The following is a 15,767-nucleotide window of genomic DNA, read 5'->3' on the forward strand; positions in this document are numbered from 1 at the left end:
TTTTTATCACGCACGCGCGGCTACTTCATACCGTGGTGCCCGGGCTTTGGTAGCACATGTCCGGGTTGGTTTTGGAGGATGACCCCGCGCGGAGGCAAACCACAGGAGGTTTAACATGGCTACCAAGATTAATATCCGCACCCTGCTCGAGGCCGGCTGCCACTTCGGTCACCAGACCCGTCGCTGGAACCCCAAGATGAAGCCGTTCATCTTCGGTGAGCGCAACGGCATCTACATCCTCGACCTCAAGCAGACCATTCTTGACGCCGACCAGGCTTACACCTTCGTCAAGAACGTTGCCAAGGGTGGCAACGTGCTGTTCGTCGGCACCAAGAAGCAGGCTCAGGAGGCCGTCAAGAACGCCGCTGAGCGCGCCAACATGCCTTACATCAACCAGCGTTGGCTCGGCGGCATGCTGACCAACTTCGTCACCATCCGCTCCCGCATCAACCGCATGGAGGAGCTCGAGGCCATGGTCGAGGACGGCCGCATGGCTGTTCTTCCCAAGAAGGAGCAGGCTGTTCTGGGTAAGGAGCTCGCTAAGCTCCAGACCAACCTCGGTGGCGCCCGCGACATGAAGGGCCTGCCCCAGGCTCTCTTCGTCATCGACACTAAGCGCGAGGAGAACGCCATCAAGGAGGCCCAGCGCCTGAACATCCCCGTCGTCGCTCTGATCGATACCAACTCCGATCCCGACGAGGTCGAGTACGGCATCCCCTGCAACGATGACGCCATCTCCGCTGTCACCCTTATGTGCGAGCTCATGGCCGACGCTTGCCTCGCTGGCTCCGGCAAGGAGCAGGTCTCCGAGGCCGAGATGGCCGCTGAGCCCAAGGCCGAGTAAATCAGTCCTAATTAAGTCTTTTTCATCTCTTTGAAAGGAACCACAATGGCCCAGATTACCGCCGCTATGGTCAAGCAGCTCCGCGAGATGACCGACTCCCCGATGATGGAGTGCAAGAAGGCTCTCGTCGAGGCTGACGGTGACATGGACGCCGCTGTTGACGTTCTGCGTAAGAACGGCCTCGCTAAGGCTGCCAAGAAGGCTGGCCGCGAGACCAACGAGGGCGCTGTCGCCGCGTTCGTCTCCGAGGATGGCAAGACCGGCGCTCTGCTCGAGCTCTCCTGCGAGACCGACTTCGTCGGCTCCAACGCCAAGTTCACCGGCTTTGCTTCCAAGGTCGCCGAGGTTGTCGCCACCACCGAGCCGGCCGATGTCGACGCTCTGCTCGAGAAGCCGATGGGCGAGGAGACCGTTTCCTCCGAGCTCACCGAGATGATTCACATCATGGGCGAGAACATGAAGATCTCCCGCTTCGCCGCCCGCAAGGCCGAGAACGGCGCTCTCGCTTCTTACATCCACATGGGTGGTAAGATCGGCGTCCTCGTCGAGTTTGCTTTCGAGAAGGCTGAGACCGCTCAGGCTGAGTCCTTCAAGACCTTTGCCCACGACGTTGCCCTTCAGGTTGCCGCTGTCGCTCCGATCTGCGCTACCCGCGATCAGGTTCCGGCCGAGACCGTCGAGCATGAGAAGCAGATTTACATGGCTCAGGCTGCCGAGTCCGGCAAGCCCGAGGCCATCCAGGAGAAGATGGCTGTTGGCCGTCTGGAGAAGTTCTACAAGCAGTCCGTGCTCACCGAGCAGGAGTTCATCAAGGACAGCTCCCTCACCATCAAGAAGTACGCTGAGCAGGTCTCCAAGGAGCTCGGCGATACCATTACCGTCGTTGCCTTCGACCGTCTGGTCCGTGGCGAGTAAATAAGCTCTTGTAGCTGGTAATGAGCAGGCTGTGGGTTTTACTCACAGCCTGCTTTTTCATGGCTCCAAGCAGAGCCTTTGATATCATATTGAGAGTCAAATTAAAGGAGGATCGCTTTGTCCGACATCCGATATAAACGTGTGCTTCTGAAGCTTTCCGGCGAAGCACTGATGGGCGATGGCCACTATGGCATCGACCCCAAGATTACCGACCATCTTGCCAAGCAGGTCAAGGAGCTGCTCGCCGTTGGCCATGAGGTCGGCATCGTTGTCGGCGGCGGCAATATTTTCCGCGGCATGGCTGGAGCTGCCGGCGGTATGGAGCGTGCTCAGGCCGATTACATGGGCATGCTTGCAACCGTTATGAACGCACTCGCCCTGCAGGATGCCTTCGAGCATAACGATGTTCCTTGCCGCGTTATGAGTGCTATCCAGATGAACGAGATTTGCGAGCCCTATATTCGTCGTCGCGCTATCAATCACCTGTCCAAGGGCAATGTCGTTATCTTCGCAGCCGGCTCGGGCAATCCGTACTTTACGACTGACACCGCCGCGGCCCTTCGCGCCTGCGAGATCGGTGCGGAGATTCTGATTAAGGCCACCAAGGTCGACGGTATCTACGACAAGGATCCCGTCAAGTGCGCCGATGCCGTCCGCTTTGACAAGATCACCTATCACGAGGTGCTCGTCCGCGGCCTGCAGGTTATGGATTCCACGGCTACGGCCCTGTGCCAGGATAACCGTATGCCCATTTTGGTCCTCAACATCGATGGCGAGGACAACGTCAAGCGCGCGCTTTCGGGTGAGCCCGTCGGCACGCTCGTCTATCAGGAGGATTAAGCATGGCAGAGAACATCACCGCCCACATGGACAAGTCGCTCGAGTCCCTCAAGCATAACTTCTCCAAGGTCCGTACCGGCCGAGCCAACGCTAACATTCTGTCCGACATCACCGTCGATTATTACGGTGTTCCCACGCCGGTCACGCAGGTTGCCGCCGTAAAGACCCCCGAAGCCCACATGCTGCTCATCGAGCCGTGGGATAAGGCGCTTATCAACGCCATCGTCAAGGCCATCGGCGCTTCCGATCTGGGTATTACCCCCAACTCCGATGGCACCGTTGTTCGTCTTCCGTTCCCGGCTCCCACCGAGGAGCGCCGTCGCGAGCTCGTCAAGGAGTGCCGCGAGTACGCCGAGCAGGCCAAGGTGTCTATCCGTAACATCCGTCGCGACTTTAACAACAAGCTCGAGCGCGATGAGGAGCTCACCGAGGACGACGTCCGCCGTGAGCAGGCCAAGGTGCAGAAGCATACCGATGAGTATGTCGCCAAGGTCGAGGAGCTTCTGAAGGAAAAAGAAGCCGAGGTCATGGAGATCTAAGGTGCATTACGACGAGAACAAACTGGTCGAGTACTTTGCCGACGCCCCTGCGGGCGTCGGTTTTTCCGACCTTGACCTCAATAACATTCCACATCATATCTCGTGCATCATGGACGGTAACGGTCGCTGGGCTACGGCGCGAGGTCTTGCCCGTACCGAGGGTCACAAGGCGGGTATCGTCTCCCTTCGTGAGATCATTACTGCCTGCGTGCGCCTAGGTGTCGACGTGCTTTCCGCCTATGCGTTTTCAACCGAAAACTGGAACCGCCCGCAGCATGAGGTTAACGTCTTGATGCATCTGTTTGCCAAGACGTTTATCGATGAGCTGCCGCTTCTGAAGCGCGAAAACGTGCGTGTTGTCTTTTTGGGCGATATTTCCGCGCTGCCCAAGAAGACCCGCGACGTTTTTGAATGCGGTCTTGCCGAGTGCGCCGATCACACCGGTATGACGCTGGCGCTTGCCGTCAACTACGGCGCTCGTGCCGAGATTACGCGTGCTGCCCGTCAGCTTGCGCTCGATGCCGCCTCCGGCAAGATCGATCCTGCTGCTATCGACGATGATATGGTTGCTTCGCACCTGTACACCGTCGGTCTTCCCGATCCCGAGCTGGTCATTCGCACCTCTGGTGAGCTTCGCCTTTCGAACTATCTGCTGTGGCAGGTGGCTTATTCCGAGTTCTATGTCACCGATACCTATTGGCCTGACTTTAATCGTTGGGGCCTTGTTGACGCCATTTTGGCCTATCAGGGCCGTGACCGTAGGTTTGGTGGACTGAGCAAGACCGAGGAGGCTTAATCGTGTCCGATCGTCCCAAGGCATCTGCTCCCAAGACGCCTGCGCGCAAAGCTGCCACTGCGGGAGCGCCTGCAGCGAAGAGCGGCACCGGTTCGTGGCTTGCGGGCTTTATTACCCGTGCCGCCGCCGGTATCGTCTACGCCGTCGTCTTTATCCTGTGCCTGGTTTTGGGTATCGTGCCCACCGCCATTTTTGTCTCTGTCATGAGCGGGCTTTGCTGCTTTGAGTTTTTCCGTATGACGAGGCTCGATGGCAAGGTCGCCAACGAGCATCTGGGCATTATTGCCGCCGTGCTCTTTCCGTTATCGGCGCTTGGCGATTCGCTTTTGCTGAACGCCCTGCTTTTTGCACTGATGCTCGCGGTGGGCATTTGGTATGTTTGGTCGCCGCGTACCCGCATCTCTGATGTGGCCGTGACGCTCATGGGTCCCATCTACACAGGCTTTATGCTGTCGGCTATTGTGCTGCTGCGCGATGCCGTGCCCGGTTTTGCCGGAGCCCTGCTTTCAGTGGGTGTTTGCGCGTCCCTTTGGGTCTCCGATTCGTTTGCCTACATCGTGGGCAGCCGTATCGGAAAACACAAGATGGTCCCCAAGATCTCTCCCAAAAAGAGCTGGGAGGGGTTTGTCGGCGGCATTCTGGGCTCGGTTCTCATCTGGCTCATTTTGTGGGTGACGCATCTCTATAAGCTGAGCTTGCCCTATGCGCTGCTTTGTGGCGTGGTTGTGTCCATCCTGGGCGTTATCGGCGACCTTATCGAGTCGCGCATCAAGCGCGGTGTGGGCGTCAAGGATTCCGGTAACCTTATCCCGGGCCACGGCGGCATGCTCGATCGTAGCGACTCGCTTATCTTCGGCTGCATCACCGCGCAGCTGATGCTGATGATCGGAGGCGTGCTGTAATGTCCTTCCAGACGACGTATGGCTCCGATGGACGTCTCCGTGTTGCCATCCTGGGCTGTACGGGCTCTATCGGCACTCAGGCGCTCGATGTTTGCCGTCAGCATGCCGATCGTCTGCAGGTGACGGCGCTTTCCGTTAATTCCAGCACTTCCGAGCTCGTTGCCGCTGCCCGCGAGTTCTCGGTTTCGGCGGTTGCCGTGGCCGATGTCGCTCATGGCGATGACGCCGTGCTGCAGGAGTTGCCCGAGGGAACGGAGCTCGGTGTAGGTGCGCAAGCGGTTTGCGAGCTCGCGCGTCGCGACGATGTCGATTGCGTGCTTGTCGCTATTGTGGGCGCCGCCGGTCTCGAGGCGAGCCACGCGGCCTTGATCTCGAATAAGCGTCTTGCCCTTGCCAATAAGGAGTCGCTCGTTGTTGGCGGTGACCTGCTGATGCCGTTGGCTCAGCCCGGTCAGCTTATCCCGGTCGATTCCGAGCACTCTGCAATTTACCAGTGCTATCTGGGTGAGAATCCGCGCGAGGCCCATTGTATTTGGCTTACCTGCTCGGGCGGTCCGTTCTTTGGCCGTTCGCGCGAGGAACTCGACCTTGTGACGCGCGCCGATGCCCTGGCGCACCCTACGTGGGCTATGGGTGCCAAGATCACGATTGATTCCGCTACCCTCATGAACAAGGGCCTGGAGCGTATCGAGGCGATGCACCTGTTCGGTTGCGACCTCGACTTTATCAACGTGGTCGTGCAGCGCCAGTCAAAGATTCATTCGATGGTCGAGTTTGCCGACGGCTCCGTGATGGCGCATCTCGGGGCATCTGACATGCGCATTCCCATCCAGTTTGCCTTCTCGTATCCCGAGCGCTGGGATACTCCGGCTCCGCGCATCGATTTCCGCGAGTTGGGTCAGCTTACCTTTGATGCGGCCGACATGGATACGTTCCGCTGCCTGGCGCTGGCCGAGCGTGCGGGCAAGACGGGCGGCACCATGCCGTGCGTGCTCAATGCTGCCAACGAGGTCGCCGTCGATGCCTTCCTGCATGATGGCTGCAGTTTTACCGATATCGATCGCATTGTGGAATCCTGTATGGATGTGCATGATGCACAGACGGTCGATTCGTTTGAACAGCTTCGCGGTATCGATGCGTGGGCGCGTGAAAAGGCCGCGCAAGTGCTCGTCGCAACCCGTTCTTAACCCATAAGGATTGCTTTTTCGTTTTATGGAAACTGTTCTGAGCGTTCTCTCATCGGTCTTTTGGGGCCTGCTGATGCTTTCCGTCCTCGTGTTTTTGCACGAGGGCGGCCACTTTTTGGCGGCGCGTGCCTGCGGCGTCCGGGTGACTGAGTTCTTTTTGGGCCTGCCGTGTCGCTTTGATATCCACCATACGTCTCGTCGGATCGGCACCAAGTTTGGCGTGACCCCGCTGTTGCTGGGTGGGTATGCTGCCATCTGTGGCATGGATCCGACCGATGTCTCGTATGCCGATCGCGTGCTTGCCGCCATCTATCGCCACGGCCGTGTGACGGTGGCCGATCTCGCCGTCGAGCTTGAGCTGTCCGAGGAGGATGTGCTCGAGGCCTGTGCTTTGCTGCTGGGTTGGGGCTCCATAGCTCCTTGGTATGAAGAAGGAGAAAAGCCTTCGCCTGGTTACTATCCCACCAAGTACCAGACCCTGCCGCGTGATGCGGCGGGTTATACCACCTTTGACGGCCGTCGGTTCGATCGCGAGCACGCGACTGCCGAGGGCGATGTATGGGAACTGCCGTGCGGCGAGGCCGAATTCCTTGCACGCGAGCGCTCGCACACCTATTTGGGTCAGGGCTTTTTCAAGCGTGCCTTTATGCTGCTTGCGGGCATTATCGTCAATATCCTGACGGGCTTTTTGCTCCTTATGAGCATCTATTCCATCGCTGGTGTCACGGTGCCGGTGGACACCAATGTGATCGGCCAGGTTGATGAAGGCTCGATTGCCTCCGCGGCGGGAATCGAGGATGGCGACGCGATTCTTTCGATCGACGGAGTATCGTGCTCTACCTGGATGGACGTTTACGATGCCATTGGCAAGGCTGCCGGTAAGGACGATATCGCCATTGAGTACGAGCGTGACGGCAAGAAGCATTCGACCACGGTTGCGCTCAAAGAGGACGAACGCCTAGGTGTGTATGTCTCTACGCAGGTGGTCCGTTTAGACCCCATCACGTCGGCTCGCCTGTCGTTCTCCTATGTCGTGCAGACAGCGAAGGGCGTGATGCGCCTGCTCCAGCCTCAGCATACGATGGAGATTCTCGATCAGTCCTCTTCGATCGTGGGTATTAGCGTTATGTCCTCGCAAGCTGCTGCTGCCGGCCCTGCCACGTTCCTTTCGTTTGCCGCCCTCATTTCGTTCTCGCTTGGCTTTATGAACCTGCTGCCCATCCCGCCACTCGATGGCGGCAAGTTGGTCATCGAGATCATTCAAAAGATTGCGGGCCGCGAGCTTCCGCTCAAGGTCCAGACGATTGTGAGCTATGTGGGCATCGCGCTCTTTGCGCTGCTGTTTGTCTATATGCTTCGTTCCGACATCCTTCGATTTATTTTGTAGGGGAGTGTTTGGATTGTCTTTATCCCATCCTTTGCCTCGCGAGTTGACGCGCCCCGTACATGTGGGCGGCGTGCAGATCGGTGGAGGCGCGCCGGTGGCGGTCCAATCTATGACCTGCACCGATACCGCTGATGCCCAGGCAACGCTTGCGCAAGTGTGCGCGTTGGCACAGGCTGGCTGCGATATCGTACGCGTGAGCGTGCCCACCGAGGCCGCGCTTGAGGGTTTCCGCGCCATCTGTGCCGAGTCTCCGGTGCCGATCGTTGCCGATATCCACTTTAACCATAAGCTCGCCATTGGTGCCGTTGAGGCCGGTGCTGCCAAGCTGCGCATCAATCCCGGCAATATCGGCGATTGGGCCAAGGTTGACGCGGTGATCGATGCTGCGGGTGCCGCCGGCTGTGCGATTCGTATCGGCGTCAATGCTGGTTCGCTTGAGCAGGATATCGCTGAGCGCGACGACCTCACGCAGCCCGAAAAGCTCGTGATGTCGAGCGAACGTTTTGTCAAGCATTTCGAAGACCGCGGCTTTACGAGCATTGTGCTTTCGGCCAAGGCCCATAGCGTGCAAACGACGCTCGACACCTATCGTGCCCTGTCGCGTGAGATTCCCCACGTTCCGCTCCACCTGGGCGTAACCGAGGCGGGTACCAAGCTGCAGGGCACCATCAAGAGCTCGGTGGGCCTTGGAATCCTGCTGTCCGAGGGAATCGGTGACACCATGCGCGTTTCGCTCACGGCCGATCCGGTTGAGGAGCCGCCGGTCGCCTGGGGAATTTTGCAGTCGCTGGGCCTGCGTCGCCGCGGCCCCGAGATTGTCTCGTGCCCCACGTGCGCCCGCTGTCAGGTTAATCTGATCGCCATCGCCGAGGAAGTAACCGAGCGGCTTAAGAACTATGCCGCGCCGCTTTCGATTGCCGTCATGGGATGTGCCGTTAATGGCCCCGGTGAGGCTTCTGATGCCGACCTGGGCGTTGCTTGCGGACGTGGTCAGGGCCTGCTCTTTTCGCACGGCCAGATCATTGGTAAAGTAGCGGAGGACCAAATTGTCGACGCGCTTATGGCCGAGGTCGATAAGCTTATTGAGGAGAAATAAATGACCCGAGCAATGTATATGTCTAAGCTGTATGCTCCGACGCTCAAAGAGGATCCGGCCGACGCTGAGCTTGCGAGCCATCGCCTGCTGCTCCGTGCCGGTATGATCCGCAAGGAGGCCGCCGGTCTCTATTCCTATCTGCCGCTCGCGTGGCGCTCGATTCGCAAGATTGAGAACATCGTGCGCGACGAGATGGACGCCGCCGGCGCCCAGGAGCTCATGATGCCCATCATGGTCGATGCCGAGCTGTGGCGTGAGTCCGGCCGTATCGATGCCTATGGCAAGGAGCTCGTGCGCTTTGATGACCGCCACGGCCGCGAGTTCGTGCTCGGCCCCACGCACGAGGAGACCGTGACTGCCCTGGTGCGCAACGAGCTGCGTTCATACAAGCAACTGCCGGTGAATCTCTATCACATCCAGGACAAGTTCCGCGACGAGTTCCGTCCCCGCTTTGGCCTGATGCGCGGTCGCGAGTTCATCATGAAAGACGCCTACAGCTTTTCTGCCACGCAGGAGAGCCTGCAGGAGGAGTATGACAAGATGAAGCAGGCCTACGCCAATATCTGCGAGCGCTGCTACATTAAGGCCCTGCCCGTCGTCGCCGATTCCGGCGAGATCGGTGGCGACACCTCCGTCGAGTTCATGGCGCTGGCAGATGCCGGCGAGGCGTCGCTGGTCTACTGCGACGATTGTGGCTTTGCTGCCGATGACGAGGCGGCAAGCACCAAGGTCGTTGTGACCGAGGGCCCCGGCGACGGCACGCTCACCAAGGTCGAGACTCCGGGTATGGGCACCATCGAGGCCGTCGCCAAGTTCTTCGGCTTCCCCGAGAACGGTACGCGCAAGTCGCTGGCTCTCATCGACGCCGAGGGCAAGCCGGTTGTGGCCATCGTTCCGGGCGATCATGAGCTCAACGACTGCAAGGCCGAGCATGTCTTTGGCAAGGGCTATCGCATGATGACCGATGAGGAGCTCCAGACCTACGGTCTGCATAAGGGCTTTATCGGACCGGTTAACCTGCCCGAGGGCATTCGTCTGGTCTGCGACGAGAGCCTGCGCGAGTCCAAGCAGTGGGCCTGCGGTGCCAACGAAGTCGACTATCACTTTACCGGTGCCTGCCCCGAGCGCGACTTTACCGTCGACGAGTGGGCCGACCTGGTTACCGTCGTTGCCGGCGACCCTTGCCCGCACTGCGGCAAGCCGCTCTCCGCTGCTCGCGGCATCGAGGTTTCCCAGGTCTTCCAGCTGGGCACCAAGTACTCCGAGGCCATGGGTGCCACCTTTATGGACGAGGACGGCAAGGAGAAGCCGCTTATCATGGGTTGCTACGGCGTGGGCGTGTCCCGCTCGCTCGCTGCCGTCGTGGAGCAGCATAACGACGAGCACGGTATCGTTTGGCCGGTCTCTGTTGCCCCGTACGAGGTTGCGGTGATTCCGCTCGACCCCAAGAAGGAGGAGTGCGCTTCTGTTTGCGATCAAATCGTCGAGGGTCTGTGCGCCGAGGGTATCGAGGTTGTCGTAGACGACCGTGACGAGCGTCCCGGCTTTAAGTTTGCCGACAACGACCTTATGGGCTTCCCTTATCAGGTGGTACTCGGCAAGCGCGGCCTTAAGAACGGCACCGTCGAGCTCAAGGATCGTGCTACGGGCGAGCGCGAGGATGTGGCGATCGATGAGGTTGTCGCCAAGGTCGCTGAGCTTGTGAAAGCAGCACGCCGTTAATCGAGCCCGCTGCGTTTAGTGCACTTGTTAAGCGGCCCTGCGTCTCTCGAGGTAGAGATGCAGGGCCGCTTTTGCGTCTAAGGGACATTTGTTGCTAAAAGGAAAACCCCGCAGCCCATGCGAGCTGCGGGGTTTTCCTTTGTGCCTCCGATGCGAAATAAATCGCTCAGATATTACTGATAATCGACGACGTCGATCCAGTTCTTAAGGAACTCATCGTTCACGTTGCGCTTACGAGCGAGCTCGGAAGCGGCGACGATGCTCGTCCACTGACGCACGACCTGCATGGGCATGTCGGCGCGATCGCAGTAGAGCTCCAGGTAGGCCTCGGCTTGGTCCTTGCTGTTGAGGGCAAAGAGCAGGTAGGTGGTGGCAACGTCGGCAGCAGGGGAGCCCTGGGTGGCGTGTGCCCAGTCGCAGACGTACAGCTGGCCGTCGTCGCCAACGATGACGTTGGAGGGGTTGAAGTCGCCGTGGCAGACCTTGAACTCCTTGGTCATGCCGTCCAGACGCTCCTGAAGGTTGTAGCGCGTGGTGGCATTGAGCTGATCGAGGCTGTCGATCATGCGGGCGAACTTGTCGCGCTGACGGTTGAGCAGCGGGGAGGTGTAGCCGTGGATCTCGATCTGGAGGTCGACGAACATCTCGAGGTACTCACCAAAGCGCTGGGGCTCGGCAGTCATCTTCTCGGCAAGGGTGGTGCCCGGAACCTTCTCGGTCACGAGCGCCCAGCCGTTGGCGTTCTCGAGCTGAGAAACCTCGAGAGCCTTGGGGCTGCGGATGCCGCACTCATTGATGCGGGCAAGATTCAAAGCCTCGTTGAACACGTCGGAGACGGGCTTGGTCTCGTTAAAGACCTTGACGATCTTGTCGCCCAGGTCGTAAACGACTTTGTTGCCGCGACGGACGAGCTCGGTCTTGGATTCGGGGAGCAGCATGATTGCATCCTTTCAACGATGCGATAGAAGCAGCGGCGGGGGCGTGCGTGCGCCCGTTCACCCCCGCCGAAATAACCGTGCTAAAAACTAGCAGACGGCGTAGTCCTGGGGCTCGCGGCCATAGTAGGCGTCCAGGTAGAGCTCCTTGATCTCGCTCATGAGCGGGTAGCGCGGGTTAGCGCCGGTGCACTGGTCGTTGAATGCCTGCTCGGTCATCTCGTCGAGGGTGTCGAGGAAGTACTGCTCGTCAACACCGTAGTCGGCGATGGTCTTCTTGACACCGATGAAGTCCTTGAGCTCCTCGAGCTTCGTGATGAAGTTCTCGAAGACCTCCTTGTCGTCCTTGCCCTCGATGCCGCAGTACTTGGCCATCTCGGCGTAGTTGTGCAGCGCGTTGGGGTAAGGATACTGGGAGAACGTGCCCATCTTGACGGGGGCCTCGGCGGCGTTGTAGCGCATGACGCGAGTCAGGATGATGGCGTTGGCGATGCCGTGGGGCAGATGATGGAAGGCACCGAGCTTGTGGGCCATGGAGTGGTTGAGGCCCAGGAAGGCGTTGGCGAAGGCCATGCCGGCCATGCAGGAGGCGTTGTGCATCTCCTCGCGGGCATGCGGGTCCTTGGCGCCGTTTTCGAAGCTGGAGGGCAGGTTCTCGAAGACGAGCTTGGCAGCGCGCTCGGAGAGGCCCTTGGTGTAGTCGGAGGCCATGATGGAGACATAGGACTCGATGGCGTGGGTCATGACGTCGATGCCGGAGGCGGCGGTCAGGCCGCGCGGGGCGGTCATGCAGTTGTCGGCGTCGACGATAGCCATGTTGGGGAGCAGCGCGTAGTCGGCGAGCGGCCACTTGATGCCGGTCTCCTTGTCGGTGATGATGGCGAACGGCGTGCACTCGGAACCGGTGCCCGAAGAGGTCGGGACGGCGACGAAGTAGGCCTTCTTGCCCATCTCGGGGAAGGTGAAGATACGCTTGCGGATGTCCATGAAGTCCATGGCCATGTCCTCAAACTTGCACTCGGGGTGCTCGTACATCATCCACATGATCTTGCCGGCGTCCATAGCGGAGCCACCGCCGACGGCGATGATGACGTCCGGCTCAAAGAGAGCCATCTGCTTGGCGCCGCGACGTGCGCACTGCAGCGACGGATCGGGCTCGACGTCGTAGAAGCAGTCGTGGGCGATGCCCATCTCGTCGAGCTTGGCCTCGATGGCGCGGGTGTTGCCATTCTTGAAGAGGAACTGGTCGGTGACGATAAAGGCGCGCTTCTTGCCCATGACGCTGCCCAGCTCGTCGAGAGCGACGGGCGTGGAACCCTTCTTGAAGTAGACCTTCTCGGGAGCGCGGAACCACAGCATGTTCTCACGGCGCTCGGCCACAGTCTTAACGTTGATCAAGTGCTTCACCCCAACGTTCTCGGAGACGGAGTTGCCGCCCCAGGAGCCGCAGCCCAGGGTCAGAGACGGCTTCATGCCAAAGTTGTACAGGTCACCGATGCCGCCGTGCGAGGACGGGGTGTTGATGACGATACGGCAGGCCTTCATGACATGCTCGAACAGGCTGATCTTCTCGGCCTGGGCGGGATGCACGTACAGAGAGGCGGTATGGCCCGGGCCACCGGCGAGTACCAGGTGCTCGGCCTTGTCGACGGCCTCCTGGAAGTCCTTGGCGTGATACATGGCCAGGACAGGGGAGAGCTTCTCGTGGGAGAACTCCTCCTTGGCGGGGTCGGTGGAGGTGACCTCGGCGATCAGGATCTTGGTCTTGGCGGGAACCTCGATACCGGCGAGCTCGGCGATCTTGGCGGCAGCCATGCCGGGGATGCGGTGATCGAGAGCGCCGTTCTTGAACATGGCGCCGCGCAGGGCCTCCATCTCGGCACCCTGCTTGACGAAGTAGCAGCCGCGCTTCTGGAATTCGGCCTTAACCTGGTCATAGATGGTGTCGATGACGGTCACGGACTGCTCGGAAGCGCAGATCATGCCGTTGTCGAAGGTCTTGGAGTGGATGATGGAGTTGACGGCGAGCAGCACGTCGGCGGTGTCGTCGATGACGACCGGGGTGTTACCGGCGCCAACGCCCAGGGCGGGCTTGCCCGAGGAGTAGGCGGCCTTGACCATGCCCGGGCCACCGGTGGCGAGGATGATGTCGACATCGCGCATGACCATGTTGGTCAGCTCGATGGAGGGGACATCGACCCAGCCGATGATGCCCTCGGGGGCGCCAGCCTTGACGGCGGCGTCAAGCACGAGCTTGGCGGCGGCGATGGTGCACTTGGCGGCAGCCGGGTGCGGGGAGATGATGATGGCGTTGCGGGTCTTCAGGCTGATCAGCGTCTTGAAGATCGCGGTGGAGGTGGGGTTGGTCGTCGGGATGACGGCGCCCACGATGCCGATGGGCTCAGCGATCTTGGTGATGCCGTAGGCCTCGTCGCGCTCAATGACACCACAGGTCTTGGTGTTCTTGTAAGCGTTGTAGATGTACTCTGCGGCGTAGTGGTTCTTGATGACCTTGTCCTCAAGAACGCCGCGACCGGTCTCCTCGATGGCCATCTTCGCCAGCGGGATACGAGCCTTGTTGGCGGCCATGGCGGCCTCGTAGAAGATCTTGTCGACCTGCTCCTGCGTGTACGTAGCAAAAAGCGCCTGGGCCTCTCGCATCTGAGCGAGCTTAGCCTCAAGCGCCTCTACGTTGTCCACAATTGCGGGAGTAGTGTTTTCCGGTGACTTTTTCACCATTTGTGTCTCCTTGCGATCGGAGATTTACCCTACGTGTTGCATGATAGCAAGAAATTATTCGGCGAACGGTAAGATTCCCGTAAAAGGCACACTAAAACGCTTCAATCTACTGAAACGTTTTAATTAAAAATATCAGCCTGGCATCGGCCCGCTCATTGGGGACAGACTTATATGAGTGCTTTATATGAGTGCTTTCACTCATTTGGGACAGACATCGTTTTGCAATTTCGCTGTTCTGGACCTGTTATTGCCGCTTATTGGATATAAATAGATCACAGGCTCAGCATTTCGCGTTGCTTCTCTCCTTTTAGGTGTTGCCTGTACAGTTTTGAAAGGAGAGATTATGCCCCGATGTGCCCGCGCCGTTTCGATCACCGGCTATTACCATGTTTATGACCGCGGCAACTCCAAGCAGATCATTTTTGAAGATGACTCCGACCGCTATCGTTTCTTGTCGGATATCTCGGACAGGTTTGCGCGCCATAAAGTGGCGGTGTTGGCTTGGTGCCTTATGGACAACCACTTCCATTTGATGGTTGATGACCCTTATGACAACCTTTCAAAGGCGATGCAGTGCGCATTGACGGCGTATGCCAAGTATTTCAATGGGAAAACGGGAAGAACGGGCCATCTATTTGACAATCGCTATTCGCGGGTTGCGGTTGAGTCGGACACTCAGGCGGTGCAGCTGCTCGATTATATCCATCTCAATCCTGTGAAAGGTGCGCTCGACTCACTCGAGGCGTACCGGTGGTCAAGCTTCAAGGCATATCAGCTGGGCTACGATCCCTTTGACATTTGCGATGCGGCCCCTATGCTCGATATTGTCGGAGGCTCCCGTTGCTATTGCGAGCATCTCAAGGAAGTTGCCGGGCGCATCTGGTCGGTGGAGGTTCTTCCACGTCGTCGGATCCCCGATGAGGAGGCCCTTTCCGTTGCGCGCGAAGTCCTGCCGAGCATAGATCCTACGCTGCTTAAGGCCCTGCCACGCCCCGAACGCGATGCCTGCCTGCTGAGGCTCAGGCAGGCACATCTCACGGTCAAGCAAATTGCCCGTATCACCGGTATCGGCGCTACAAGTGTGACCAAGGCCACTGCAGGATGGAAGGAAGCTGCGTGAGGCAGGGGCCGGAGCTAGTCGGGGCGCCGCAGACACGCATCATGTCTGTCCCCAATGAGTGAAAACACCCATGTAAGTCTGTCCCCAATTAGTGAAAACACCCATGTAAGTCTGTCCCCAATGAGTGCAAAAAGGCGCCCTCCACAAGAGAGGACGCCTTTGGTAAGTTCTATGTGAACGCGAGGTCTTTGACCCGGAGAGTCCGAGGTACTTGTTGGTAAGACCTTATTTAGGAGCGCGCAACCTTGCCAGACTTAAGGCAGGTGGAGCAAACGTTCATCTTGCGACGGTGACCATCGACGACGACGTAGACGCGCTGGATGTTGGGGCGGAACTTACGGTTGGTGACGCGGTGAGAGTGGCTGATGGAGCGACCGGCAACGGGGTGCTTACCGCAAACTTCGCAAACTTTGGACATAACTGACCCTCCTTGGGCGACAAACGAACATGTCGCGTTAACAAACAAGCCTGAACTATAGCACAGAAGCAGTTCCCTGTGCGTAATCTACACAGAGATATTTCTCTTATGGCGATAGTGCCCACGCTACGGCCCTGGACGTAGATCCGATTTGCGTGTAGCAGAGGGGATTATGCCAGCTCGCATCGACGTTTTCAAGCTTGTCCCGCAAATATATATAGGTTTATGGAGCGTTGAGTCCGTTTGCGGATTGCTCCGTATTAATGCTCGCAATTAAGCTCGGGGTTGGCTACACTATCCCTTGACCATTAAAGGGGTACGAGATAC

14 protein-coding genes are annotated in these 15,767 nt (G+C 58.8%); 11 read left to right on the forward strand and 3 right to left on the reverse strand.

Features of this window, described 5'->3' with window-relative positions; translation table 11 throughout:
* Nucleotides 1–115: 115 nt before the first annotated feature.
* The 10 genes from rpsB (at nucleotide 116) to FYJ40_RS04590 (ending at nucleotide 10,228) form a co-directional block, all read left to right on the forward strand.
* Nucleotides 116–844, forward strand: a complete 729-nt coding sequence (gene rpsB, locus FYJ40_RS04545; RefSeq protein WP_055285135.1) for a 30S ribosomal protein S2 — start codon at nucleotides 116–118, stop codon at nucleotides 842–844.
* Nucleotides 845–889: 45 nt separating this feature from the next.
* On the forward strand, nucleotides 890–1,759 hold the full coding sequence (gene tsf / locus FYJ40_RS04550) for a translation elongation factor Ts (protein WP_022094736.1): 870 nt from the start codon (nucleotides 890–892) through the stop codon (nucleotides 1,757–1,759).
* A gap of 117 nt (nucleotides 1,760–1,876) precedes the next feature.
* Entirely contained in the window at nucleotides 1,877–2,599 is a 723-nt protein-coding gene (gene pyrH / locus FYJ40_RS04555; RefSeq protein WP_154516255.1) for a UMP kinase, read from the forward strand.
* A gap of 2 nt (nucleotides 2,600–2,601) precedes the next feature.
* Nucleotides 2,602–3,138 (forward strand): ribosome recycling factor, encoded by a 537-nt coding sequence (gene frr, locus FYJ40_RS04560; protein ID WP_006236112.1) that lies wholly within the window; start codon nucleotides 2,602–2,604, stop codon nucleotides 3,136–3,138.
* Between the two features lies 1 nt (nucleotide 3,139).
* A complete protein-coding gene (locus FYJ40_RS04565) occupies nucleotides 3,140–3,934 on the forward strand; it encodes an isoprenyl transferase (RefSeq protein ID WP_370450593.1) in 795 nt (264 codons plus the stop codon).
* A 2-nt stretch (nucleotides 3,935–3,936) separates the two neighbouring features.
* A complete protein-coding gene (locus FYJ40_RS04570) occupies nucleotides 3,937–4,836 on the forward strand; it encodes a phosphatidate cytidylyltransferase (protein ID WP_370450594.1) in 900 nt (299 codons plus the stop codon).
* Nucleotides 4,836–6,023 carry a 1-deoxy-D-xylulose-5-phosphate reductoisomerase gene (dxr, locus tag FYJ40_RS04575; protein WP_154516256.1) on the forward strand — a complete coding sequence of 396 codons (1,188 nt, stop codon included), beginning with the start codon at nucleotides 4,836–4,838 and terminating at the stop codon, nucleotides 6,021–6,023. The genes FYJ40_RS04570 and dxr overlap by 1 nt, the downstream gene beginning before the upstream one ends.
* Before the next feature lie 25 nt (nucleotides 6,024–6,048).
* Nucleotides 6,049–7,410: an RIP metalloprotease gene (locus FYJ40_RS04580; RefSeq protein WP_154516257.1), complete on the forward strand. Its 1,362-nt coding sequence runs from the start codon at nucleotides 6,049–6,051 to the stop codon at nucleotides 7,408–7,410.
* A gap of 13 nt (nucleotides 7,411–7,423) precedes the next feature.
* Entirely contained in the window at nucleotides 7,424–8,506 is a 1,083-nt protein-coding gene (ispG, locus tag FYJ40_RS04585; protein ID WP_154516258.1) for a flavodoxin-dependent (E)-4-hydroxy-3-methylbut-2-enyl-diphosphate synthase, read from the forward strand.
* Nucleotides 8,507–10,228 (forward strand): proline--tRNA ligase, encoded by a 1,722-nt coding sequence (locus FYJ40_RS04590; protein WP_229770666.1) that lies wholly within the window; start codon nucleotides 8,507–8,509, stop codon nucleotides 10,226–10,228. It begins immediately after the preceding gene.
* A gap of 173 nt (nucleotides 10,229–10,401) precedes the next feature.
* Here FYJ40_RS04590 and FYJ40_RS04595 read toward each other — a convergent pair whose 3' ends face one another.
* A complete protein-coding gene (locus FYJ40_RS04595; RefSeq protein WP_154516259.1) occupies nucleotides 10,402–11,166 on the reverse strand; it encodes an aminoglycoside phosphotransferase family protein in 765 nt (254 codons plus the stop codon).
* 87 nt (nucleotides 11,167–11,253) lie between these two features.
* On the reverse strand, nucleotides 11,254–13,902 hold the full coding sequence (gene adhE, locus FYJ40_RS04600) for a bifunctional acetaldehyde-CoA/alcohol dehydrogenase (protein WP_154516260.1): 2,649 nt from the start codon (nucleotides 13,900–13,902) through the stop codon (nucleotides 11,254–11,256).
* Nucleotides 13,903–14,245: 343 nt separating this feature from the next.
* Here adhE and FYJ40_RS04605 point away from each other — a divergent pair, with 343 nt between their 5' ends.
* Nucleotides 14,246–15,022, forward strand: coding sequence for a transposase (locus FYJ40_RS04605; protein ID WP_154516261.1), 777 nt, complete (start codon nucleotides 14,246–14,248; stop codon nucleotides 15,020–15,022).
* Between the two features lie 229 nt (nucleotides 15,023–15,251).
* Here FYJ40_RS04605 and rpmB read toward each other — a convergent pair whose 3' ends face one another.
* The gene (gene rpmB / locus FYJ40_RS04610; protein ID WP_022094725.1) at nucleotides 15,252–15,440 is read right to left on the reverse strand and encodes a 50S ribosomal protein L28; all 189 of its coding nucleotides are present in this window, start codon (nucleotides 15,438–15,440) and stop codon (nucleotides 15,252–15,254) included.
* Nucleotides 15,441–15,767 lie beyond the last annotated feature (327 nt).

Source organism: Collinsella sp. WCA1-178-WT-3 (M1) (assembly GCF_009696325.1).
Lineage (GTDB): Bacteria > Actinomycetota > Coriobacteriia > Coriobacteriales > Coriobacteriaceae > Collinsella.